The organism is Streptomyces sp. NBC_01460, assembly GCF_036227405.1.
GTDB lineage: Bacteria > Actinomycetota > Actinomycetes > Streptomycetales > Streptomycetaceae > Streptomyces.
The window spans coordinates 4,430,090-4,452,511 of record NZ_CP109473.1; the positions used below are offsets into that span (position 1 = coordinate 4,430,090).

The window sequence follows — 22,422 nt, forward strand, 5'->3', positions numbered from 1 at the left end:
TGGATGGTGAAATGTCCCGTATATCCCCTCAATACGCGGAAGATCGGGCTCCGTGCACATCAATTCGCGACGAACGGTAACGGAGCGCGTGCGTAATGTGATGTGCTGGGGCTGGCGTCGGCGTCCGGCGCATCAGATGTGTCGGGGGACGAGGGAGGGGTGCGGGATGGGGGCGGAGCAGATCCGGCGATGGGAATCGGGTGCCCTCGCGCACGCCGTCAGCGACCCCTTCGGGCAGGGCCCGCTGCCCTGGCTGCGAGGCAGCGAGAACTACTTCGACGACACCGGTCACGTCGTCCCCTGGTACGCCGACCCCGACCTCGGCCGCGGCGGGGTCGGAGGCGGCACGCGGACCGCCGACGACGTGCACCAGCAGATCAAGGGCTTCGTGTCCCCCGGCGCGGCGGCGCCCGGTGAGGCGATCGACTTCCACATCACCGTGGACCCGCCCCAGCAGTTCTCCGTGGACGTCTACCGCATCGGGCACTACGCGGGCGACGGCGCCGCCAAGATCACCACCAGTCCGCGTCTCTCCGGCATCGTCCAGCCGGGGCCGATGGCCGCGGAGCGGACGGTCTCCTGCCATCACTGGTGGCTCTCCTGGCGGTTGCAGATCCCCAGCTACTGGTCGGTCGGCGCCTATGTCGCCGTGCTCACCACCGCCGACGGCCACCGCTCGCACGTCCCCTTCACCGTCCGCGACGACCGCCCGGCGGACCTGCTGCTCCTGCTCCCGGACGTGACCTGGCAGGCCTACAACCTGTACCCGGAGGACGGCCGCACCGGCGCGAGCCTCTACCACGCCTGGGACGAGCAGGGCAGGCTGCTCGGCGAGGAGGACGCCGCCGTCACCCTCTCCTTCGACCGCCCCTACGCGGGCGCGGGCCTGCCCCTCCACGTCGGCCACGCCTACGACTTCATCCGCTGGGCCGAGCGCTACGGCTACGACCTCGCGTACGCCGACGCCCGCGACCTGCACGCCGGGCGTGTGGACCCCAGCCGCTACCGGGGCCTCGTCTTCCCCGGCCACGACGAGTACTGGTCGGTGCCGATGCGGCGTACGACCGAGCTCGCCAGGGACACCGGCACCTCGCTCGTCTTCCTCTCGGCCAACACCATGTACTGGCAGGTCGGCCTCGGTCCGTCGGCCTCCGGCGTCCCCGACCGCCTGCTCACCTGCCGCAAGCGCCGAGGCCCCGGCAAGTCCGCGCTCTGGCGCGAGATCGACCGCCCCGAGCAGCAGCTCCTCGGCATCCAGTACGCCGGCCGGGTCCCCGACCCCCACCCCCTGGTCGTGCGGAACGCCTCGCACTGGCTCTGGGAGGCCACCGGCGCGGCCGAGGGCGACGAGATCGACGGGCTGGTCGCCGGCGAGGCAGACCGGTACTTCCCGCGTACGGCGCTGCCCGATCACGAGAGCCGCATGCTGCTGGCGCACTCCCCGTACGCCGACGGCGACGGGGCCACCCGGCACCAGGAGACCTCGCTGTACCGCGCCCCGTCGGGTGCGCTCGTCTTCGCCTCGGGCACCTTCGCCTGGTCCCCGGCGCTGGACCGCCCCGGCCACGTCGACTCCCGTATCCAGAGGGCCACGGCCAACCTGCTCGACCGGATCTGCAAGCGCGACTGAGCCCTGGGTACGCAGGGGGCGGGACCGGCGGTCCACCCAGGGCCCGACGCGGGCGACCCCTGTCGTCGCGGCCCCTCCGCATGCGGGACAATCGGAACGACTCCTGGATCAACCTACGCGGAGGCAGCGTGTCCGGTTTCGTAGAAAAGCCCGAGCCCGTGCAGGTGCCGGGGCTCACCCACCTGCACACCGGCAAGGTGCGCGACCTGTACCGGAACGAGGCGGGCGACCTCGTGATGGTCGCCAGCGACCGCATGTCCGCGTACGACTGGGTCCTGCCCACCGAGATCCCGGACAAGGGCCGTGTGCTCACCCAGCTGTCGCTGTGGTGGTTCGACCAGCTCGCCGATCTCGTCCCCAACCACGTGCTGTCGACCGAGCTCCCCTCCGGGGCGCCCGCCGACTGGGCCGGCCGCACCCTGGTCTGCCGCTCGCTGCGGATGGTCCCCGTCGAGTGCGTGGCGCGCGGCTATCTGACCGGCTCCGGCCTGGTCGAGTACGACGCGACCCGTACGGTCTGCGGCCTCGGGCTGCCGGAGGGTCTCGTCGACGGCTCCGAGCTCCCGGGCCCGATCTTCACCCCGGCCACGAAGGCCGCGGTCGGCGATCACGACGAGAACGTCTCGTACGAGGAGGTCGCCCGCGAGGTCGGCCCCGAGACGGCGGCCGTGCTGCGCCGTACGACGCTGGACGTCTACGGCCGTGCCCGGGACATCGCCCGTGAGCGCGGGATCATCCTCGCCGACACGAAGTTCGAGTTCGGCTTCGCGCCCACCGCGGACGGCGGCGAGGAGCTGATCCTCGCGGACGAGGTGCTGACGCCGGACTCGTCGCGCTTCTGGCCGGCGGAGAGCTGGGAGCCGGGCAGGGCGCAGCCCTCGTACGACAAGCAGTTCGTGCGTGACTGGCTGACCTCGCCGGCCTCGGGCTGGGACCGCCGCAGCGAGCAGCCGCCCCCGCCGCTGCCGCAGGAGATCGTCGACGCCACCCGGGCCAAGTACCTGGACGCGTACGAGCTTCTGACCGGAACCGGCTGGCCCGACCGGGGCGTGTGACGGAAGAAGGCCCCGGTCCTGAGGACCGGGGCCTTCTCTCTGGAGCGGACGACCAGGTTCGAACTGGCGACCTCAACCTTGGCAAGGTTGCGCTCTACCAACTGAGCTACGTCCGCGTGCGCCGTAGCGCGGTGCCTACTATACCCAACCTCTCTCGCGTGCGAGACGCACCGCCGCATGACGGTTCTCCGCACCGAGCTTGGAGACGGCGGCCGACAGGTAGTTGCGCACCGTTCCCTGCGAGAGCGACGCCCGCTCCGCGATCTCCGCGACCGGCGCCCCGTCCGCCGCCAGTTCCAGCACCTCGGCCTCACGGGCGGTCAGCGGGGAATCCCCCGCGGAGATCGCGTCGGCCGCCAACTCCGGGTCCACGTATCGGTTCCCCGCGTGCACGGTACGGATGATCTCGGCCAGCCGCCGGGCGCTGACGGTCTTCGGGACGAACGCGCGGACGCCCGCCTCCAGCGCCCGTTTCAGATTCCCCGGCCGGCCGTGACTCGTCACGATCATGGTCCGGCAGCCGGGCAGCGCGTCCCGCAGCGATGTGGCGACCTTCACACCGTCCGCGCCCGGCATCTCCAGGTCCAGGACGGCCACATCGGGCCGGTGTGCCAGGGCCATCGCGAGCGCCTCGGGGCCGGTGGCCGCCTCGGCGACCAAGGCGATGTCGTCCTCCAGAGCGAGGAGCGCGGCCAGCGCGCCCCGGATCAGGTGCTCGTCGTCGGCGAGCAGGACGCGGACGGTCTCGGGGGCGGGCGTCATCGTGTCTCCAGCGGGGGGTGTGCGGGCTTCCGCGGTGAGGGCAGCGGGACCTCGGCGGTCAGGTGGAAGAGGCCGTCGCCCGTCGGTCCCGCCTCCAGTGAGCCGCCGACGGCGGCGAGCCGTTCCCGGAGCCCGTTGAGCCCGGATCCACCGCCGGGGAGGACGGCCTTCCCCGGGATCGCCCCGTCGTTCTCCACCACCAGGCGGACCCCGTCCCGGGCGGTCTCCAGCCGGATGGCGCACCGCTGGGGATCGCCGTGCCGCAGCACGTTGGTGGCCGCCTCCCGTACGGCCCAGCCGAGGGCGGACTGCACCGCGGCGGGAAGCCGCTGCCCGCTGTCGCCGTGCACGGCGACAGCGATGCCGGCGGCTCGCAGGACGCCCTGGGCGCCCAGGAGTTCCGTACCGAGGTCGGCCTCCCGGTAGCCCCGTACGACGTCGCGGACCTCCTGCTGGGAGGCGCGCGCGATGCGCTGCACCTCGACCATCTGGTCCAGGGCCGTGGGTTTTCCGCGTTGCGCGAGCTCCACGGCCAGCTCGCTCTTCAGGGCGATCACCGCCAGATTCCGGCCCAGCACGTCGTGCATGTCCCGTCCGAACCGCAGCCGTTCCTCCGCGACGGCCAGCCGGGTCTCCACGTCCTGGGCGTCGCGGAGCTTCGCCATCACGTCCAGGGTCCAGGCGGAGAGACGCATGGTGACGGCGAACAGTCCGGTGCCGAAACAGACCCCCAGAAAGGTCTGGAGGACGAGGGCCCCGTCTCCGCCGGCCAGCGAAACACCCCCGCTCACCCCCGCCGCCACGGCGGTCAGGGCCACCGGGGGCGCCCACACGGGGGCGAGCAGGACGAGGGAGGCCGTGAGCGGCAGGGTCGCCGAGGCCAGGGCCAGCGGCAGCTCGGAGAACTCCTCCGGCCCGGCGTACGCCCCGAGTGCCAGCAGACCAGCCGTGTGCGCGAGCATCAGGGCTCCACCGAGCGCCGGCAGCGACGGTCCGACTGCCCGGCGTCCCAGGTAGCTCTGCAGGGCCCCGGCCAGCAGGGGGACGGAACAGAGGCCTTGAGCGACCGCGGCAAGGACCGTTCCGCCGATCAGCCAGACGGGTGCGCCGGAATGCCGTACCGGTCGCGTCACCGACAGCAGCACCGGGCACACGAGCGACATCCACACCAGGAAGTGCAGGGAGCCGCGCGTATAGAGATCGATCTTGTCGAAGCCGCTTCGGCCCTTCCAGCTCCGGATCCGTCCCCGCACCTCGCGCGTCCCCCTCCCGGCCCGTCGGGCTCAGTCACGTGGATCCCATCGGAACCACCGCTGCACAGCAAACACCGCGAGCCCCGTCCAGACCAGGGCCGTCATGAGCGCGCCGAACACGTCGCCGCCCGCCGCACCGCCCAGCCAGCCCGCCCGGACGAGCGTCATCACCCCCGTCAGCGGCAGCAGTTCGCACAGTGACGCGGCCAGGTCCGGGAGGATCTCCAGCGGCACGAAGAGCCCGGAGCCCAGCAGCGAGACGAGGAAGAGCGGCAGCGTGGTCAGCTGGGCGGTCTGCACCGAGCGCGTCAGGACGGACGTCGCCGCGGCCAGCACGGCCATCAGCACGAGGCCCAGGAGCAGTCCGAGGATCAGCAGGCCGGGCCGTCGCGGCGCCGAGAGGCCGAAGGCGTACGTGCCGGCCACCACGATCAGTACGCACTGGACGAGGGCCAGGAGCGCCGCCGGGAGCGCCGTACCGGTGAGGATCTCGTGGTCGGAGACCTCCCCGGTGCGGAGCCGCTTCAGGACGAGCTCCTCGCGCCGGGCCACATAGGCGGCGACGAGGTTCATGTAGACGACCTGGAGCAGCACCATGCCGATGCCACCGCTCAGGGACGCCCCGGCGACGGTCACTCCCGATCCGCCGAGATCGATCTGCTCCAGCGTGGACTTCATCACCAGGATCAGTGCCGCCGGCATCAGCAGGGCGACGAACACCGCCGTCCTGTTCCGCGCGAGGAGCGTCACCTCGGCCCGCCCGAGTGCTCCCAGCCGCCCCGCGACCGTGGTTCCCGTCATGCCGCCGTCACCTTCTCCGCCTCCGTGTGCGTCTTCGCGATCTCGAGGAACGCCTCCTCCAGGGAGGCGGAGCGTGCGTCGAGCCCCCGCAGCTCCACGCCCGACTCGCGGGCCCAGCGCAGCAGTTCGTGGAGCGACTCCTGGAGCGGCCGCGTGCGGATGTCGACGTGCCGGCCGTCCGTGGCCCCGCGCAGCGCCGGAGGGAGCTGATGCGCCGACACTCCTTCCGGGAGCCCGAAGCGGATCCGGGCGGGCCGGGCCGCGGTCACGTCCGCGATCGTGCCCGAGGTGACGATCCGCCCCTGGTGCATGATGGCCAGCCGGTCGGCGAGTGCCTCGGCCTCCTCCAGGTAGTGCGTGGTCAGCAGGACGGTCGTGCCACCGTCCCGCAACTCCCGTACCAGCCGCCATGTCTCACGCCTGCCCTCGGCGTCGAGCCCCGTCGTCGGCTCGTCGAGGAAGAGGACCTCCGGCCGGCCGAGCAGGGCCAGCGCCAGATCGAGACGGCGGCGCTCCCCGCCGGAGAGCTGTTTGACCCGGACCCCGGCCCTGGCCGTGAGGCCCACCAGGTCGAGCGCCTCGCCGGGAGGCCTGGCCCCGCTGGTGCAGCCGGCCCACATCCGCAGGGTCTCCGTGACGGTCAGGTCGGAGGGGAAGCCGCCCTCCTGGAGCATCACGCCGGTGCGGGGCCGCACGGCTGCCCGCTCGCGCCAGGGATCGTGACCGAGCACGCGGACCGTACCGCTGTCGGGGCGGGCCAGTCCTTCGAGCAGTTCGACGGTGGAGGTCTTCCCGGCTCCGTTGGTCCCGAGCAGGGCGAAGAGCTCACCGCGTCCCACGGAGAACGAGACCCCGCGCACCGCCTCGAAGCCTCCCGCGTAGGACCGCCGGGCCCCGGTCGCCTCGATCACGGCGCCGGGTGTCCCGGTGCCGGCCGGAGGGAATTCGTCGTTGGTCATGGCTCAAGACTTCCGCCCGCCGGAGGGCGCGGGCAGTGCGCGGTGTCATCACTGCTCATGACAAACGTCATGCGTCGGTGGCCGGGAGGGTCGTCACTCACGGGAACGGCCGTGGGCGACCGTGATCGCGGTGGGCGGCCGGAAAGGCCGTCGGCGCCAGGGGTGTTGTGGCCGGCCGGAATGGTCATCGGCAGCGGGAAACGTCAAAGACCCCGGTCGATATCGACCGGGGCCTTTGAATCACGAGCGGACGACCAGGTTCGAACTGGCGACCTCAACCTTGGCAAGGTTGCGCTCTACCAACTGAGCTACGTCCGCATTGCCGCCACTCGGCTTTCACCGGTGGAGCGCTCACTACTCTACCTGATCCACTGAGTGGCCCGGTAAGGCAGTGCAGAGCGGGTGACAGGAATTGCACACTGCGCCTTCCCCCTGGAAGGGGGATGTTCTACTACTGAACTACACCCGCACGCTGCGTCGGACCCGGCTTTTCGGCCTTGCCCTTCGGCGTGCTCCAGACTCTAGCCGACCTGCAGGGGTGTTGTGCAAGTCGGCTCCCCGAGGTGTCGTCCCCGGCGCCTGCGGGCGTCGTACCAGAACGGAACATTCCGGGCGCCGGTCTCAACTGGCGGCGTCGAACGCCTCGTAGACCTTCTTGGGGATCCGGCCGCGGGCCGGCACCTCCATCCGGTGCGAGCGGGCCCAGGCGCGCACGGCGGCCGGATCGGGCGCGAGGGATGTGTGGTGGTACGCCACCGGGTTCTTGCCGCGCTTGCCGCTATTTGTCTGCTTTCGGCCGGCCGAAACGTACGGCGCCAGCGTCTTGCGCAGCTTCTTTGCATTGGCGGAGTTGAGATCGATCTCGTACGACTTCCCGTCCAGGGCGAAGGTGACCGTTTCCGCCGCTTCTCCCCCGTCGATGTCGTCGGAGAGTGTGACCACGACCTGCTGAGCCACGGATATCGGTCCTTTCCTGCGGCACCGTCGCGCCTGACATGCGCTGATGCCGGCCTTCCGGCGGCTGGGCGGATACGGATCGACCATGTCGACTGTTCCGGGACAATCGTGCTTTCCCCGGTATTCATTTGTACAGCGGCGGGAGCCGCATTGTGAAGCCCGGCCAATTGCATCCGCGTGTTGCCTCCGTGTGCCCGCGTGCAATCAGCGTGAAGATTTTTTTCCCAGGACTTTCCCCTGGGCCGTCGCGGCCCGATATCTCGGCGTGATCGGGGCCGGTGGATATCTACCCGCGTAGAATTTCAGGCCAGGTACGCTGAGTGGACCCGCGGGGATCTGGGGAACCCCTCGGAGACACAGCCGCACCACACCACATCGGGAGTGCCAGTGGCACGCGTCGTAGTCGACGTCATGCTCAAGCCGGAGATCCTCGACCCGCAGGGACAGGCTGTGCAGCGCGCACTGCCCCGTCTCGGCTTCGACGGAATCGCGGACGTTCGCCAGGGAAAGCGTTTCGAGCTCGAGGTCGAGGGGCCGGTCGACGACGCCGCCCTCGCCCGCATTGACGAGATCGCCGAGACCTTCCTCGCCAACACCGTCATCGAGGACTTCACCGTCACGGTGGAGGAGGAGAAGTGACCACCCGTATCGGCGTCGTCACTTTTCCCGGCACGCTCGACGACCAGGACAGCCTGCGGGCCGTGCGGATCGCGGGTGCCGAGCCCGTATCCCTGTGGCACCGCGACAAGGACCTCCAGCAGGTCGACGCGGTCATCCTGGCGGGCGGATTCAGTTACGGCGACTATCTGCGCGCCGGCGCCATCTCGCGCTTCTCGCCGGTGATGGAGACCGTCATCGAGCAGGCGAAGGCCGGTCTGCCGGTCCTCGGCATCTGCAACGGTTTCCAGATCCTGACCGAGGCACACCTGCTGCCCGGCGCGATGCTGCGCAACAACCACCTCCACTTCATCTGCCGCGACCAGAAGCTGCGGGTGGAGAACGCGGAGACCGCCTGGACCTCGGACTACACGGCGGGTCAGGAGATCTCCGTACCGCTGAAGAACGTGGACGGCCGCTACACCGCCGACGAGCGCACGCTCGACGAGCTGGAGGCCGAGGGTCGCGTCGCCTTCCGTTACGCCGACGTCAACCCGAACGGCTCGCTGCGCGACATCGCCGGCATCACCAACGCCGCGGGCAACGTCGTCGGTCTGATGCCGCACCCGGAGCACGCCGTCGAGCCGCTGATCGGCACCGGTCGCACCGACGGCCTGGGTTTCTTCACCTCGATCATCAAGAAGCTGGTCAACGCATGAGCCTGGACACGGTCAAGCACGCGGCCGAAACCCCGGACGCCGGACAGCCCTGGAAGGAGCTCGGCCTCAAGGAGGACGAGTACGCCCGGATCCGCGAGATCCTGGGCCGCCGTCCCACCGGCGCCGAGCTCGCCATGTACTCCGTGATGTGGTCCGAGCACTGCTCCTACAAGAGCAGCAAGGTCCACCTCAAGCAGTTCGGCGAGAAGGTCCCCGCCAACGACGCGATGCTCGTCGGCATCGGCGAGAACGCCGGTGTGGTCGACGTCGGCCAGGGGTACGCGGTCACCTTCAAGGTGGAGTCGCACAACCACCCCTCGTACATCGAGCCCTACCAGGGCGCGGCCACCGGCGTCGGCGGCATCGTCCGCGACATCCTCGCCATGGGTGCCCGCCCGATCGCGGTCGTCGACCCGCTGCGCTTCGGTGCGGCCGACCACCCCGACACCCGGCGGGTCCTGCCGGGCATCGTCGCGGGCATCGGCGGCTACGGGAACTGCCTCGGCCTGCCGAACATCGGCGGCGAGGTCGTCTTCGACGCCTGCTACCAGGGCAACCCGCTCGTCAACGCCGGCTGCATCGGCGTGATGAAGCACGAGGACATCCACCTGGCCCAGGCCTCCGGGCCCGGTAACAAGGTGATCCTCTACGGCGCCCGCACCGGCGGCGACGGCATCGGCGGTGTCTCCGTGCTGGCCTCGGAGACCTTCGACGACACCAAGCCCACCAAGCGCCCCGCCGTGCAGGTCGGCGACCCGTTCCAGGAGAAGCTCCTCATCGAGTGCACCCTGGAGATCTTCAAGGAGAAGCTCGTCGCGGGCATCCAGGACCTCGGCGGCGCCGGGCTCTCCTGTGCCACCTCCGAGCTGGCCTCCGCGGGCTCCGGCGGCATGCGCGTCGAGCTGGACACCGTGCCGCTGCGCGACTCCTCCCTCTCGCCCGAGGAGATCCTCATGAGCGAGTCGCAGGAACGCATGTGCGCGATCGTCGAGCCGCAGCACGTGGACCGCTTCATGGAGATCTGCGAGAAGTGGGACGTCATCGCCACCGTCATCGGTGAGGTGACCGAGGGCTCGCAGCTGGAGATCTTCTGGCACGGCGAGCAGATCGTGGACGTACCGCCGCGGTCCGTGGCCCACGAGGGCCCGACGTACCACCGGCCGTTCGCGCGGCCCTCCTGGCAGGACGCGCTGCAGGCCGACGACGCCGGGAAGCTGGCCCGTCCGGCGAACGGCGCGGAGCTGCGGGAGCAGGTCCTCCAGCTGGTCGGCTCCCCGAACCAGGCCTCCAAGTCCTGGATCACCGACCAGTACGACCGCTTCGTGCAGGGCAACACCGTGCTGGCGATGCCCGAGGACGCCGGCATGGTCCGGATCGACGAGAAGTCGAACCTGGGCGTGGCGATGGCGACCGACGGCAACGGCCGGTACGCCAAGCTCGACCCCTACACGGGCGCGCAGCTCGCGCTGGCCGAGTCCTACCGCAACGTCGCGGCGTCCGGCGCCAAGCCGCTCGCCATCTCCGACTGCCTGAACTTCGGTTCGCCCGAGGACCCGGACGTCATGTGGCAGTTCGCCGAGGCCACCCGTGGTCTCGCGGACGGCTGCCTGGAGCTGGGGACGCCGGTGACCGGCGGCAACGTCTCGCTGTACAACCAGACCGGCGAGACGGCGATCCACCCGACGCCGGTCGTGGCCGTCCTCGGGGTGATCGACGACGTCACCCGGCGCACGCCGGTCGCGTTCGCCGAAGAGGGCCAGCTGCTCTACCTCCTGGGCGACACCGCCGAGGAGTTCGGCGGGTCCGCCTGGTCCGAGGTCGTCCACCAGCACCTCGGCGGGATGCCGCCCAAGGTCGACCTGGGCCGCGAGAAGCTGCTCGGCGAGATCCTGATCTCGGCCTCCCGCGACGGCATGATCGACGCGGCGCACGACCTCTCCGACGGCGGCCTGATCCAGGCGGTCACCGAGTCCTGCCTGCGCGGCGGGAAGGGTGCCCGGCTGGTCGTCCCGGACGGGCTGGACGCGTTCACCTTCCTGTTCTCGGAGTCGGCGGGCCGCGCGGTCGTGTCGATCCCCCGCAGCGAGGAGCTCCGCTTCAACGACATGTGCGGTGCGCGGGGCCTGCCCGTCGCCCGGATCGGTGTCGTGGACGGCGAGGAGATCGAGGTCCAGGGCGAGTTCAGCATCCCGCTGAGCGAGCTGCGCACGGCGCACGAGGGGACCCTGGAGGGTCTGTTCGCCTAGGTTTCTGCCTGTACCGAAGCCCCCGTCCGGGTCGACCGGACGGGGGCTCCGTCGTTCCCGCGGTACCTGTTGATCAAGATTACGTAATTACGTAAGGTGGATGTCATGAAGCTCGAGGAGCGCGTCGCCGAACTGGAGCGACGCCTCGCGGTGCTGGAGTCGGCTGCCGGGAGCGGCAAGCCGGAGCTGGGGGTCGGGGACTTCTGGGCGCTGGACGGGCTCAAGGACCAGCTCGAGCAGGTCGGGGAGGCCGCGGCCGACGGCGGGGTGCTGTTCACGGGCGCGGTGAGGCTGCCGGCCGGCGAACGGCACGAGTGGCAGTACGGGGCCCTCACCACGGGGCTCCTGGGGAGCACGGAGGAGGACCGTCCCGACTGGGCGGAAGCCGCCGAACCCCTGGCCGCGCTCGGGCACCCGATCCGGCTGCGGCTGCTCCGCGAGATCCTCGGCGGCCGGCGTACGGCCGCCGAACTGGCCGAGCTGGACGACACGGGCACGACCGGCCAGATCTACCACCATCTGCGCCTGCTCACCGGCGCGGGCTGGCTGCACACCACGGGGCGCGGGCGCTACGAGGTGCCCGGCCCGCGCGTGGTGCCGCTCCTGGTGGTGCTCACGGCCGCCCGGCCCTGAGACCGCACGCCGAGAACGAGGGGGACCCCATGTCCGCACGCAAGGCCGCGATGATCCTCTACCGCTTCTGCTGGCTCGCCTTCGTCGCGCTGCTGGTGGCCGACCTCGTCGCCGACCGGCTCGTCCCGTACGGGCTGGTCCTCGTGCCCGCGGCGGCCGCGATCCTCATCGGCCTCCTGGTGGGCCGCAGACGTGCGGACCTCGCGGCGGACCGGCCGGCCGTCGAGGTCGGCCCGCCGGTGACCGGGCGCTGGACCGCGCTCAACAGCCCGGCCGACAAGGTCCCCAGCCACGGCACCCACGGCTACGGGCAGACGTACGCCATCGACATCGTCGCCGAACCCGAGGAGGGAAGCCGTCCCCCCTTTCGGTGGCTCTGGCCGGTCGCCCGGCCCAACCGCGACTTCCCGGCCTTCGGCGCGCCGCTCCTCGCGGTGGCCGACGCCACCGTCGTACACGCGAGCGACGGCCGGCGTGACCACCTCAGCAGGAACTCCGGCCCGGCGCTGGCCTATCTGATGCTGGTGGAGGCGTCCCTGCGCGACATGGCGGGCGCCCGCTGGATCGTCGGCAACCACCTCGTCCTCGACCTCGGAGACGGGACGTACGCCGCGTACGCCCATCTCCGGCGCGGGTCCCTCCGGGTGCGCGCCGGCGACACCGTACGGGCCGGACAACTGCTCGCCCACTGCGGGAACTCCGGCAACTCCACCGAGCCGCATGTGCACTTCCAGCTGATGGACCATCCGGATCTCGACGTGGCGCGGGGGATCCCCTTCACCTGGCGGGGCATCGGTGTACCGGCCAACGGCGAGGTCTTCGCCGCCGGTGAGACCGTCGGCGACGGCTGGTAACTTGCCCGGCGTCACGCGTTGTCGTCGTACGGGGGGCCGGTCATGGACGATTCGAGCGCTGCCGGGATATCAGGGCCGGAGGGGGAGCCGCCCCGGCGGCTGCCGAAAGCCCTGAACGCACTGTTCTGCCTGGTCGCCGTGGCGGGCATCGGCCTGAGCGTCTGGGCCGTCGTCACGCAGCTGTCCGACCTGCGCGCCCGGTCCGAGAGCCGGGAGCGGATCGAGGCCGGGTGCGGCGGCCTCGTCGATCCGGACCTGGTGCTCGGGCTGCACGGCGACACCGACCGGGTGGAACTCGCGGACCGCTACCGGATCGACTCCACCCGGCGGGTCAGCAACTGTCTCGTGTACCGGGTGGGTGAGCCGGGGACGACGTACGGGCACTTCGCCCTGACCCTCACCATGTATCCGGCCGATCCGAACACCGACGAACGCCAGGTCGCTCTCGACGACGACCCCTTCGACCTGCGCCGCGGCGGCGTGGACGACGTCTCGGCCGCGGCCGACCACGCCGTGCCGCACCCCCTGGGCGACGGCGGCCTCGGTGAGTACGAGAGCCACATGGTGACGGCCAGGGCGCTGTGCGCGGACGGTGGGAAGATCTCCTCCGTCGAGGCCTCGGCCATCGCCAAGTACGCGGACGTCGCGACGCCCGAGGACCGCCGTACGCTCGCCGGTCTGGCGCGGCAGGCTGTGGAGCGGGCCGCCGCGGAGCAGGGGTGCCCGTCGAGGCTTCCCGCGCTGCCCGCCGAGCTCCCGGAGGCGGGGTTCGCCCTCGGCCCGGCGGACGCGGCCGGGGGCACCTGCGCCTGGTACGGGCGTCTCATAGCCGCCGAGGGGCGCGGCTCACTTCCCGACCGCGCGCTCGCGGCACCGGCGGGGAAGGCGAGCGCCCATGACGCCTGCCTGCTCGCACTCGGCGAGGACGAGACCCGGAGGATCTGGCCCGCCTACGAGAAGACCACGAAGCGCCCCCGGGACCTCCGTATCGTGCTGGCCAACTCTCCTCTGTGGGTGAAGACCGAGACCGTCGTCGGCGACGGCACCCGGGGCATACGGACCGGTCTGCAGAACCGGACCGCGATCCGTCCCGGCACCGCCGGTACGGACGAGTTCGCCTGGTGGGCCTCCTCCGTGTGCGACGGCCGACCCGCCCTGCACCTGATGCAGGTGTCCTATCCGTACGACCGCATCCTCCAGGACCGGCTGGAGCCCCTGTTCAGGGCCTACGTCGACGACGCGACCGGACGCCGGGGCTGCACCGGTGTCGTCCTGCCCGGTGCGGCGGACTTCGCCGACAGGTGAGGGGGCGCTGTCGGACCCGCCGGTTACGCTCGCCTCCATGCCACCGGCCAAGAAGCGCCCCCGCGCCTACGACGTCACCCGGACCCGGACCGCGGTCCTGGCCCAGTTCGCCCATGTGCGGGACGCGGTGCGCGCCCTGACGCCCGAGCAGCTCGCCCTGCCGGGGCTGGGGGAGTGGACGGTGCGCGAGCTGGCGGCGCACCTGCCGATGACCCTGGAGCGGGTCAGCCAGGCCATGGAACAGCCGGCGCCGGCAGGGCCCAGGCCGGAGACCGCCCTGCTGGAGTGGCCGTTCTCCACGGCCGGGAACGCCGCGGGGATCGCCGGCCTCACACGGGAGCCGGCCGAGGCGTGGCCCGATCTCGACGCGCTGTACGAGGAGACGTCGGCGCGGTTCTCGGAGCTGGTGCCCGCCGAGGCCGGCGACCGGCTGGTGACGACCCGGTCGGGGGCGATGCGGCTGGGCGATTTCCTGGTCACCCGCACCGTCGAGCTCGTCGTCCACACCGACGACCTCCACCGGGCGACCGGCCTCGACATCCCCTACGACCGTCAGGCGCTCGCCGCCTGCACCCGGCTGCTCGCCGACGCACTGGCGGACAAGGCACCCGGTGGCTCCGTCGAGGTGCGCGTCCCGCCGTTCGCCGTCGTCCAGTGCATCGGGGGTCCCAAGCACACCCGGGGGACGCCGCCCAACGTGGTGGAGACGGATCCGCTCACCTGGATCCGGCTGGCCACCGGGCGCACGGAGTGGGCCGAGGCGCTCGAAGCGGCGCAGGTCAGCGCCAGTGGTGAGCGGGCCGATCTCGCCCCGCTCCTTCCGCTGATGGGCTGAGGGGGAACCGGATCGGCCACTCGATCCGTCCCAACGCCATGCGCACACAACGTATGACCGTCAGCGTCCTGGCCCTCCTCGCCCTCGCCGCCTGCGGTACGGAGTCGGGTTCCGGAGCTGGATCCGGGGACTCCGGGGACGGCAGCGGCACCGTGCGGCCCGAAGCGCCCGTGACCGGTGTCCACTGGAACGTGTCCTCCCTGACCGTCGGCGGGAAGAGGACCGCCGCACCCGAGGGCGCCCATGTCCGGATCGACTCCCGGGGGAAGGCCACCGGCAATCTCGGGTGCAACCGCTTCACCGCCGACGTCCGCATCGAGGGCAGCGCGATGACCGTCGGGCGGAGCACGTCCACCGACATGGCGTGCGAGAAGGACGTGCAGCGGTTCGAGACGGCGATGGCCCGTGCCTTCAGCGGCGAGCTCCAGGCCGCCGTGGCGGGCCGGAGCGACGAGAAGACCCTGACCCTGACCACCCCCGGAGGCGACTCGATGACCCTCACCTCGGAGCCGCCCGCCCCCCTCACCGGCACCGCCTGGAAGGTCACCGGCCTGGTGTCCGGCAGCACCGTCGCCTCCCTGCCCGCCGGTACGGAGGACAAGGCGCACCTCACCTTCGGCAAGGACGGCTCGGTGGAGGGAAGCCTCGGCTGCAACTCCTTCCACGGCAGGGCGACGGTCTCCGGCTCCACGCTCACCTTCGGCCCGCTCGCCTCCACCCGGAAGATGTGCCCGGGGCCCGAGATGGAGCTGGAGCGCGCACTGCTGGGTGTGCTGGAGGGCAAGGCGGCGTACACGATCGATCACCGCTCCCTGTCGATCGAGGCGAAGAGCGGCAAGGGACTCGACGCGACCGCCCCGGCGGCCGGGACCTGACGGGCCTTGAGCCGGTGGCCGGGGGCTGACCGGCCTGGATCCGGTCAGCCCCCGGCGATCCACTCGGTCAGGGCTGCCTCATGACCCCGTCGGATACGGCAGCAGGCCGGAGTTCGTCCTCTCCCACGACGCCCGCAGCTCGGCCAGCCGCTGCGGTTCGGCCGCCGCTCGGTCGGCCTGTTCGCGCTGGTCGTCGTCCAGGTTGAACAGCTGGTCGGCCCCGCCCTTCCCCCGGTAGTACTTCCAGTCGCCGCGCCGCAGCGCCCGTTCGCCGCGCACCCGCCAGAACAGGTCGCGCTCCTTCGGCGCTTCGTCCCGCAGCAGGTACCCGGCGAGGCTGACGCCGTCCAGCGGGTGGGCGGGGTCGGGCCGCGCCCCGCCGAGCTCCAGCAGGGTCGCCGTCCAGTCGGGCGAGAACACCGGGACGTCGCTGACCTGGTGGGCGTCGATCCGCGCCGGCCAGCGCAGCACCGAGGGGACCCGGATGCCGCCCTCCTGGAGCGAGCTCTTGTTGCCGGAGAGCGGCCAGTTGTAGGAGAACCGCTCGCCCCCGTTGTCGCTGGCGAAGAAGACCAGGGTGTCCTCCTCCTGTCCCGACCGCTTCAGCGCCTTGAGCACCTCGCCGACCGAGCGGTCCAGGTCCTCGACCATCTCCGTGTACTTCTCGACCGAGCCGCCGTCGGCGTGCCAGAGGGCCGACCGGTCGCCCGCCTTGATGCGGCGGACGACCTCGGCACTGGCCTCCGTGTCCCCGTCGGCGATCCACGGCCAGTGCGGGGTGGTGAAGTTCAGGTTGAGCAGCCATGGCTTGTCGTGATCACGCTGCACGTACTCGCTCGCGCGCTCCGTGAGGATCCGCGTGTAGTAGCGCAGGTCCTTGTACTCGGCATCGCCCTCGTACAGGTCGTACTCGCCGCCCAGGCCGAGCTTGGAGTAGTACTCCAGCGCCCCGCCGAAGTTCCCGAAGAACTCGTCCCAGCCCGACCTGGTCGGGCTGTAGTCCGGCAGGTAACCGCAGTGCCACTTGCCGATGAGCGCGGTGGCGTAGCCGGCGCCGCGCAGCAGGGACGCCAGGGTCGGGTGGGTGGGTTCGAGCCCCACGGACCGGTCGGCGATGGGCTCGGCGAGCCCGCCCTTCGTACGCCCCGGGTAGCGCCCGGTGTAGAGGCTGAAGCGGGTGGGGGAGCAGGTGGCGGACCCGGAGTAGGCGTCCGTGAACCGCACGCCCTGGCGTCCCAGCTTGTCCAGGTTGGGGGTACGGATGTGCGGGGCGCCGTACGAGGAGAGGTCCGCCCAGCCGAGGTCGTCACCCAGGATGAACAGGATGTTGGGGCGGCGCGCGTGCTTGTCGCGGGCGGCGCGGAACGGACGCTCGCCCGGTGCGCCCTCGGGCGAGCCTGCGGGGGCGGCGGACGCCGGGGCGGCCTGCAGCCCCGTGGCGGCGACCGCGGCGGTCGCGCCCACGGCGGTGGTGAAGGCGCGTCGGCTCAGAGGCGAGCCGGAACGTTCCGCCGCATGGGCATGCGCATCGTGCGAGGTCATGAGGTCTCCTGGGCAGGCTTCGGCCACCGGTCGGGGCGGGGCGCGAGGGGGGATGGGCGCGGCGGAGCCCGTCAGGAGCGGGCGCGCGCGGCGGACCCGCTCATGAGGGGCGGAAGGGGAGAAAGAAGGAAATGCGTACGCGCGTACCGGAGTTCGGGACGAATGCCCTGGAAGGACTCCGGGGGTACGGCAGGCTCAGGCGCAGCGACAGAGGGCGCTCGCGACACGTCCCAGATCGACGTGGCGGCGCTCCACGAGCGTGACCGAATGATCACCGAGGGGCTGCATGAGGGAGGAGCCTGCCAACGGGCCATGGGCCTGTCAACGGGGGTCTCGAACTGCGGACATCTGTCTCACATGGCAGATCTCCGCGCCGGCGGCCTCCTGCCCTCCCGGGTGCACCGGTGCGGACCGGCGGGCCGCAGAGGCGGCTCGCGGGGTCCCGGCAGGGACCCCGCAGTGTGAGGCTCACCACGAAACGAGCGTTCGGCCACCACCTGGCCCACCAGCGGTCCGGGCCCACCCGGTGCCACGGGAAGGGCACTCGCGGAGCGGGGCGGCGCCCCTGCCCGACTCGCCGGTAACCGGCCTCCATCCCGGCCCTCGGCGGCTCCGAGGGCCACTGGGGCCGAAAGGGGGACCGCGCCGGGGTCACCCGGAGTGATCACCCGACGCCGGGCCCGGAGCCCGCCGCAAACGCACCGCCGTCACGCCCGCGGCCTTTGCGGGACGGTCGTCCAATTCGGACCGGTGGTCGATCTCGCCTACACTCGGTGCCGTGCCTCGTGGTGATGGACGACTCAACCACGACCTGCTCCCCGGAGAGAAAGGCCCCCAGGACGCTTGCGGCGTCTTCGGTGTCTGGGCTCCGGGCGAAGAGGTCGCCAAGCTCACCTATTTCGGACTGTATGCCCTGCAGCACCGTGGACAGGAGTCCGCGGGCATCGCAGTGAGCAACGGGTCCCAGATCCTGGTCTTCAAGGACATGGGACTGGTCTCGCAGGTCTTCGACGAAACGTCTCTGGGATCGCTCCAGGGCCATATCGCGGTCGGTCATGCCCGCTACTCCACCACCGGTGCCTCGGTGTGGGAGAACGCGCAGCCGACGTTCCGTGCCACCGCGCACGGCTCGATCGCCCTGGGTCACAACGGCAACCTGGTCAACACGGCCCAGCTCGCCGAGATGGTCGCCGACCTTCCCCGTAAGGACGGGCGTGCCACCCAGGTCGCGGCGACCAACGACACCGATCTGGTGACCGCGCTGCTCGCCGGCCAGAGAGACGACGACGACAAGCCGCTCACCATCGAGGAGGCCGCCGCAAAGGTGCTCCCCGAGGTCAAGGGCGCCTTCTCGCTCGTCTTCATGGATGAACACACGCTCTACGCCGCCCGTGACCCGCAGGGCATCCGCCCGCTGGTGCTCGGCCGTCTCGAGCGTGGCTGGGTGGTGGCCTCCGAGTCCGCCGCCCTCGACATCTGCGGTGCCAGCTTCGTCCGCGAGATCGAGCCGGGCGAGCTCGTCGCCATCGACGAGAACGGCCTGCGCACCTCGCGCTTCGCGGAAGCGAAGCCCAAGGGCTGCGTCTTCGAGTACGTCTACCTGGCCCGTCCCGACACCGACATCGCCGGGCGGAACGTCTACCTCTCCCGCGTGGAGATGGGCCGGAAGCTGGCGGCCGAGGCCCCCGTCGAGGCCGATCTGGTCATAGCGACCCCGGAATCGGGAACCCCCGCGGCCATCGGCTACGCCGAGGCGAGCGGAATTCCGTTCGGAGCCGGACTGGTCAAGAACGCCTACGTCGGTCGGACCTTCATCCAGCCCTCGCAGACCATCCGCCAGCTGGGCATCAGGCTCAAGCTGAATCCGCTCAAGGAAGTCATCAAGGGCAAGCGGCTGGTGGTCGTGGACGACTCGATCGTCCGCGGCAACACCCAGCGCGCCCTGGTGAGGATGCTCCGCGAGGCGGGGGCCGCCGAGATCCACATCCGGATCTCCTCCCCGCCGGTGAAGTGGCCCTGCTTCTTCGGCATCGACTTCGCGACGCGGGCCGAGCTGATCGCCAACGGCATGTCGGTCGACGAGATCGCCACCTCCATGGGCGCCGACTCGCTCTCGTACATCTCGATCGACTCGATGATCGAGGCGACGACGATCGACAAGCCGAATCTCTGCCGCGCCTGCTTCGACGGCGAATACCCGATGGAGCTTCCGGACCCGGAACTGCTCGGCAAGCAGCTGCTGGAGACGGAGCTGGCGGCCGGACCCGCCGCGACCGCGGCGTCCGACGCACTGCGTCGTCCGTGACCCGGACCGACCGGTCGCTGCTCCACCAGCCCCGTATTCCCACACGAAAGATCCCGGGCCATGTCTGAGACAACAGGTGCTTCCTACGCCGCGGCGGGCGTCGACATCGAAGCCGGTGACCGCGCCGTCGAGCTGATGAAGGAGTGGGTGAAGAAGACGCAGCGTCCCGAGGTCGCCGGCCTCGGCGGTCTCGGCGGATTCGCCGGCCTCTTCGACGCCTCGGCGCTCAAGCGTTACGAGCGCCCGCTGCTCGCCTCCGCCACCGACGGTGTCGGCACGAAGGTCGATCTGGCCCGGCAGATGGGCGTGTACGACACCATCGGGCACGACCTCGTCGGCATGGTCGTCGACGACCTGGTCGTCTGCGGCGCGGAGCCGCTCTTCATGACCGACTACATCTGTGTCGGCAAGGTGCATCCCGAGCGTGTCGCGGCCATCGTGAAGGGCATCGCCGAGGGCTGTGTCCTGGCGGGCTGCGCTCTCGTCGGCGGCGAGACGGCCGAGCACCCGGGCCTGCTGGGTCCCGACGACTTCGATGTCGCGGGTGCCGGCACGGGCGTCGTCGAGGCCGACCGGCTGCTGGGTCCGGACCGTATCCGTAAGGGTGACGCCGTGATCGCGATGGCGTCGTCCGGTCTTCACTCCAACGGGTACTCGCTCGTGCGCCACGTGGTCTTCGACCGGGCCGGCTGGACCCTGGACCGTCAGGTCGAGGAGTTCGGCAGGACGCTCGGCGAGGAGCTCCTGGAGCCCACCAGGATCTACTCCCTGGACTGCCTGGCACTGACCCGCACGACCGAGGTGCACGCCTTCAGCCACGTCACCGGCGGCGGCCTGGCCAACAACCTGGCCCGGGTGATCCCGGACGGGCTGCACGCGACGGTCGACCGTGGCACCTGGACGCCCGGAGCCGTCTTCGACCTGGTCGGCAAGGCCGGACAGGTCGAGCGGCTGGAGCTGGAGAAGACGCTCAACATGGGTGTCGGCATGATCGCGGTCGTCCCGGCCGACTCGGTGGACGTGGCTCTGACGACGCTGGCCGACCGGGGTGTCGACTCCTGGGTGGCCGGTGAGATCACCGAGCGCGGGGACCACACGACGGGCGCCGAGCTGACCGGCGGCTACGCACGGTAGGACGCCATGACCGCCGGTCCGGGACACCACCGGACCGGCGGCGATGGGCGCCCTCGCCTCGCGCGTCGATCGCGCGCGCACGCCGTCCGTCCGTGCCGGGACAGCACAGAACCCGGTCCGGGCAGGCCCGGACCGGGTTGATGTGTCAGCGCGAGGTCAAGCGCCGCGGCGCTGTGACGACGGACCGGACTGGTCGTCCTCGTCCGCGTCCTCGTCGTCGTTGTACTGATCCGCGTACTGTGCGTACGGGTCATCTTCCTCGTCGTCGTCCTCGAACGGCTCGGCGTTCGGTGGCTGACTCGAAGGTGATGCGCCCAGCTCATTGGCCAGACGCGAAAGGTCGGTCCCGCCGCTGCTGTACTTCAGCTGACGGGCGACCTTTGTCTGCTTGGCCTTTGCCCGGCCGCGCCCCATGGCTCGACCCCCTCGGTGACGGGGCTCGACGGCCCCAGAGTCTTGACACGCGTTCATGTTTCAGGACGGACTCTCGGCAGAGAGACCGCGCCCGTGGCTTTAACGGTACCTGCTTCCTCGGCCATACGGTACGCCGCCCGCATCACGCGCCTCGGTGCAGGACCGCAGAGGAGCCCTTCCTCGCTGGTCAACCCCGATTTTAACCTCTTGCGGACGGCCGACCCGCCGACCGGAGTGAGTCTTGTCTCCCCGCGGCCCGCCGGCCCTCCTCCCGCCCGCGCGCGAGCCCCCGTCACCGGCCCTTCCGAACGGGGCGGTGGCGAGGGCTCGGCGGCTCGACGCGGCGCGCGGGAGCCGTCAGGGGCGGCGGGCGTCCGCCATCCGCTGCTCGGCGATGCGGTCGGCGGCGGCGGCCGGCGGAATCCCGTCCGCCTTCGCACGTGCGAATATGGCCAGCGTGGTGTCGAAGATCTTCGTGGCCTTCGCCTTGCACCGGTCGAAGTCGAAGCCGTGGAGCTCATCGGCGACCTGGATCACGCCTCCGGCGTTCACCACGTAGTCCGGTGCGTACAAAACCGATCGGTCGGCAAGGTCCTTCTCGACGCCGGGGTGCGCGAGCTGGTTGTTGGCCGCGCCGCACACCACCTTGGCGGTGAGCACGCGGACGCTCTCGTCGTTCAGCGCGCCGCCGAGTGCGCACGGGGCGTAGATGTCGAGGCCCTCGGTGCGGATCAGCGCGTCCGTGTCCACGGCCACCGAGACCTCGGGGTGCAGATCGGTGACCCGGCGTACGGACTCCTCGCGCACGTCCGTGACGACGACCTCGGCGCCGTCGCTCAGCAGGTGCTCGACCAGGTGGTGTCCGACCTTGCCGACACCCGCGACGCCGACCTTGCGGCCGCGCAGGGTGGGGTCGCCCCAGAGGTGCTGGGCCGAGGCCCGCATGCCCTGGAAGACGCCGAACGCGGTGAGGACGGAGGAGTCGCCCGCGCCGCCGTTCTCGGGGGACCGGCCGGTCGTCCAGCGGCACTCCCGGGCGACGACGTCCATGTCGGCCACGTAGGTGCCGACGTCACACGCCGTCACGTAGCGTCCGCCGAGCGAGGCCACGAACCGTCCGTAGGCCAGCAGCAGTTCGTCGGACTTGATCACGTCCGGGTCGCCGATGATGACGGCCTTGCCGCCGCCGTGGTCGAGGCCGGCCATGGCGTTCTTGTACGACATGCCGCGCGACAGGTTCAGCGCGTCCGCGACGGCCTCCTCCTCGGAGGCGTACGGGTAGAAGCGGGTCCCGCCGAGGGCCGGGCCCAGGGCGGTGGAGTGGAGGGCGATGACGGCCTTGAGGCCGCTGGCGCGGTCCTGGCAGATCACGACTTGCTCGTGACCCCCCTGGTCCGAGTGGAAAAGGGTGCGCAGGACATCAGCCGGGACGGGCACGCCGGTCACATCGGTCACTGTGGTGACTCCCAAGTACGAAGCGCGGAAGACCCTCCTGAAGGTGGGGAGGGCCCCGGACCGACCGGCAGCGGACGGTCCGACTGGGCAA

General features: G+C 71.1%; 21 protein-coding genes and 3 tRNA genes. 12 read left to right on the top strand and 12 right to left on the bottom strand.

What is annotated here, in order from left to right; all coding sequences use genetic code 11:
• The first annotated feature begins 166 nt into the window (after nt 1-166).
• Both OG488_RS19755 and OG488_RS19760 read left to right on the top strand, forming a co-directional pair.
• Nucleotides 167-1,630 carry a N,N-dimethylformamidase beta subunit family domain-containing protein gene (locus tag OG488_RS19755; protein WP_329231008.1) on the top strand — a complete coding sequence of 488 codons (1,464 nt, stop codon included), beginning with the start codon at nt 167-169 and terminating at the stop codon, nt 1,628-1,630.
• Between the two features lie 128 nt (nt 1,631-1,758).
• Entirely contained in the window at nt 1,759-2,685 is a 927-nt protein-coding gene (locus OG488_RS19760) for a phosphoribosylaminoimidazolesuccinocarboxamide synthase (protein ID WP_329231009.1), read from the top strand.
• Nucleotides 2,686-2,725: 40 nt separating this feature from the next.
• On the opposite strand, the gene OG488_RS19765 is transcribed toward OG488_RS19760, so the two are convergent.
• The 8 genes from OG488_RS19765 to OG488_RS19800 all read right to left on the bottom strand — a co-directional run bounded on the left by OG488_RS19765 (nt 2,726) and on the right by OG488_RS19800 (nt 7,417).
• Nucleotides 2,726-2,801, bottom strand: a tRNA-Gly gene (locus OG488_RS19765).
• A gap of 22 nt (nt 2,802-2,823) precedes the next feature.
• Nucleotides 2,824-3,447 carry a response regulator transcription factor gene (locus tag OG488_RS19770; protein WP_329231011.1) on the bottom strand — a complete coding sequence of 208 codons (624 nt, stop codon included), beginning with the start codon at nt 3,445-3,447 and terminating at the stop codon, nt 2,824-2,826.
• Nucleotides 3,444-4,700, bottom strand: a complete 1,257-nt coding sequence (locus OG488_RS19775) for a sensor histidine kinase (protein WP_329231012.1) — start codon at nt 4,698-4,700, stop codon at nt 3,444-3,446. Before OG488_RS19775 ends, OG488_RS19770 begins: the two co-directional genes overlap by 4 nt.
• A 30-nt stretch (nt 4,701-4,730) precedes the next feature.
• A complete protein-coding gene (locus tag OG488_RS19780; RefSeq protein ID WP_329231014.1) occupies nt 4,731-5,501 on the bottom strand; it encodes an ABC transporter permease in 771 nt (256 codons plus the stop codon).
• Entirely contained in the window at nt 5,498-6,460 is a 963-nt protein-coding gene (locus OG488_RS19785) for an ABC transporter ATP-binding protein (protein ID WP_329231016.1), read from the bottom strand. Before OG488_RS19785 ends, OG488_RS19780 begins: the two co-directional genes overlap by 4 nt.
• Nucleotides 6,461-6,705: 245 nt before the next feature.
• Nucleotides 6,706-6,778: transfer RNA gene (locus OG488_RS19790), tRNA-Gly, on the bottom strand.
• Between the two features lie 79 nt (nt 6,779-6,857).
• Nucleotides 6,858-6,929, bottom strand: a tRNA-Gly gene (locus OG488_RS19795).
• A gap of 152 nt (nt 6,930-7,081) precedes the next feature.
• Entirely contained in the window at nt 7,082-7,417 is a 336-nt protein-coding gene (locus OG488_RS19800) for a histone-like nucleoid-structuring protein Lsr2 (RefSeq protein WP_329231018.1), read from the bottom strand.
• A 387-nt stretch (nt 7,418-7,804) separates the two neighbouring features.
• On the opposite strand from OG488_RS19800, the gene purS reads away from it, so the two are divergent.
• The 8 genes from purS to OG488_RS19840 all read left to right on the top strand — a co-directional run bounded on the left by purS (nt 7,805) and on the right by OG488_RS19840 (nt 15,481).
• The gene (gene purS / locus OG488_RS19805; RefSeq protein ID WP_329231020.1) at nt 7,805-8,056 is read left to right on the top strand and encodes a phosphoribosylformylglycinamidine synthase subunit PurS; all 252 of its coding nucleotides are present in this window, start codon (nt 7,805-7,807) and stop codon (nt 8,054-8,056) included.
• Entirely contained in the window at nt 8,053-8,733 is a 681-nt protein-coding gene (purQ, locus tag OG488_RS19810; RefSeq protein WP_329231022.1) for a phosphoribosylformylglycinamidine synthase subunit PurQ, read from the top strand. The genes purS and purQ overlap by 4 nt, the downstream gene beginning before the upstream one ends.
• Entirely contained in the window at nt 8,730-10,979 is a 2,250-nt protein-coding gene (purL, locus tag OG488_RS19815; protein WP_329231023.1) for a phosphoribosylformylglycinamidine synthase subunit PurL, read from the top strand. Before purQ ends, purL begins: the two co-directional genes overlap by 4 nt.
• Nucleotides 10,980-11,084: 105 nt before the next feature.
• A complete protein-coding gene (locus tag OG488_RS19820; protein ID WP_329231025.1) occupies nt 11,085-11,612 on the top strand; it encodes an ArsR/SmtB family transcription factor in 528 nt (175 codons plus the stop codon).
• Between the two features lie 29 nt (nt 11,613-11,641).
• Entirely contained in the window at nt 11,642-12,466 is an 825-nt protein-coding gene (locus OG488_RS19825) for a M23 family metallopeptidase (protein ID WP_329231027.1), read from the top strand.
• Between the two features lie 42 nt (nt 12,467-12,508).
• Nucleotides 12,509-13,771 (top strand): hypothetical protein, encoded by a 1,263-nt coding sequence (locus tag OG488_RS19830; RefSeq protein WP_329231029.1) that lies wholly within the window; start codon nt 12,509-12,511, stop codon nt 13,769-13,771.
• 37 nt (nt 13,772-13,808) lie between these two features.
• Complete coding sequence (locus OG488_RS19835) at nt 13,809-14,606, top strand: maleylpyruvate isomerase family mycothiol-dependent enzyme (protein WP_329231031.1); 798 nt, start codon at nt 13,809-13,811, stop codon at nt 14,604-14,606.
• Nucleotides 14,607-14,644: 38 nt separating this feature from the next.
• Nucleotides 14,645-15,481: an META domain-containing protein gene (locus OG488_RS19840; RefSeq protein WP_329231032.1), complete on the top strand. Its 837-nt coding sequence runs from the start codon at nt 14,645-14,647 to the stop codon at nt 15,479-15,481.
• A gap of 78 nt (nt 15,482-15,559) precedes the next feature.
• On the opposite strand, the gene OG488_RS19845 is transcribed toward OG488_RS19840, so the two are convergent.
• Both OG488_RS19845 and OG488_RS39285 read right to left on the bottom strand, forming a co-directional pair.
• Entirely contained in the window at nt 15,560-17,023 is a 1,464-nt protein-coding gene (locus tag OG488_RS19845; protein ID WP_329231034.1) for a sulfatase-like hydrolase/transferase, read from the bottom strand.
• A gap of 195 nt (nt 17,024-17,218) precedes the next feature.
• Complete coding sequence (locus tag OG488_RS39285) at nt 17,219-17,311, bottom strand: putative leader peptide (protein ID WP_405693261.1); 93 nt, start codon at nt 17,309-17,311, stop codon at nt 17,219-17,221.
• 490 nt (nt 17,312-17,801) lie between these two features.
• Between OG488_RS39285 and purF the strand changes: the two genes are divergently transcribed.
• Together purF and purM are read left to right on the top strand one after the other, a co-directional pair.
• Nucleotides 17,802-19,328: an amidophosphoribosyltransferase gene (purF, locus tag OG488_RS19850; RefSeq protein ID WP_329231036.1), complete on the top strand. Its 1,527-nt coding sequence runs from the start codon at nt 17,802-17,804 to the stop codon at nt 19,326-19,328.
• 60 nt (nt 19,329-19,388) lie between these two features.
• Nucleotides 19,389-20,462 carry a phosphoribosylformylglycinamidine cyclo-ligase gene (gene purM, locus OG488_RS19855; RefSeq protein WP_329231038.1) on the top strand — a complete coding sequence of 358 codons (1,074 nt, stop codon included), beginning with the start codon at nt 19,389-19,391 and terminating at the stop codon, nt 20,460-20,462.
• Nucleotides 20,463-20,618: 156 nt separating this feature from the next.
• Here purM and OG488_RS19860 read toward each other — a convergent pair whose 3' ends face one another.
• Together OG488_RS19860 and OG488_RS19865 are read right to left on the bottom strand one after the other, a co-directional pair.
• Complete coding sequence (locus OG488_RS19860; RefSeq protein ID WP_033296941.1) at nt 20,619-20,876, bottom strand: DUF3073 domain-containing protein; 258 nt, start codon at nt 20,874-20,876, stop codon at nt 20,619-20,621.
• Nucleotides 20,877-21,233: 357 nt separating this feature from the next.
• Nucleotides 21,234-22,331 carry a Leu/Phe/Val dehydrogenase gene (locus OG488_RS19865; protein ID WP_329231040.1) on the bottom strand — a complete coding sequence of 366 codons (1,098 nt, stop codon included), beginning with the start codon at nt 22,329-22,331 and terminating at the stop codon, nt 21,234-21,236.
• Between the last annotated feature and the right edge of the window lie 91 nt (nt 22,332-22,422).

What these genes read in the sequence shown, in the direction of transcription:
- OG488_RS19755 (WP_329231008.1), top strand. Translation starts at nt 167, where the DNA reads ATGGGGGCGGAGCAGATCCGGCGATGGGAATCGGGTGCCCTCGCGCAC.
- OG488_RS19770 (WP_329231011.1), bottom strand. Translation starts at nt 3,447, where the DNA reads ATGACGCCCGCCCCCGAGACCGTCCGCGTCCTGCTCGCCGACGACGAG.
- OG488_RS19780 (WP_329231014.1), bottom strand. Translation starts at nt 5,501, where the DNA reads ATGACGGGAACCACGGTCGCGGGGCGGCTGGGAGCACTCGGGCGGGCC.
- OG488_RS19785 (WP_329231016.1), bottom strand. Translation starts at nt 6,460, where the DNA reads ATGACCAACGACGAATTCCCTCCGGCCGGCACCGGGACACCCGGCGCC.
- purL (WP_329231023.1), top strand. Translation starts at nt 8,730, where the DNA reads ATGAGCCTGGACACGGTCAAGCACGCGGCCGAAACCCCGGACGCCGGA.
- OG488_RS19820 (WP_329231025.1), top strand. Translation starts at nt 11,085, where the DNA reads ATGAAGCTCGAGGAGCGCGTCGCCGAACTGGAGCGACGCCTCGCGGTG.
- OG488_RS19825 (WP_329231027.1), top strand. Translation starts at nt 11,642, where the DNA reads ATGTCCGCACGCAAGGCCGCGATGATCCTCTACCGCTTCTGCTGGCTC.
- OG488_RS19830 (WP_329231029.1), top strand. Translation starts at nt 12,509, where the DNA reads ATGGACGATTCGAGCGCTGCCGGGATATCAGGGCCGGAGGGGGAGCCG.
- OG488_RS19835 (WP_329231031.1), top strand. Translation starts at nt 13,809, where the DNA reads ATGCCACCGGCCAAGAAGCGCCCCCGCGCCTACGACGTCACCCGGACC.
- OG488_RS19840 (WP_329231032.1), top strand. Translation starts at nt 14,645, where the DNA reads ATGCGCACACAACGTATGACCGTCAGCGTCCTGGCCCTCCTCGCCCTC.
- OG488_RS19845 (WP_329231034.1), bottom strand. Translation starts at nt 17,023, where the DNA reads ATGACCTCGCACGATGCGCATGCCCATGCGGCGGAACGTTCCGGCTCG.
- OG488_RS39285 (WP_405693261.1), bottom strand. Translation starts at nt 17,311, where the DNA reads ATGCAGCCCCTCGGTGATCATTCGGTCACGCTCGTGGAGCGCCGCCAC.
- purM (WP_329231038.1), top strand. Translation starts at nt 19,389, where the DNA reads ATGTCTGAGACAACAGGTGCTTCCTACGCCGCGGCGGGCGTCGACATC.
- OG488_RS19860 (WP_033296941.1), bottom strand. Translation starts at nt 20,876, where the DNA reads ATGGGGCGCGGCCGGGCAAAGGCCAAGCAGACAAAGGTCGCCCGTCAG.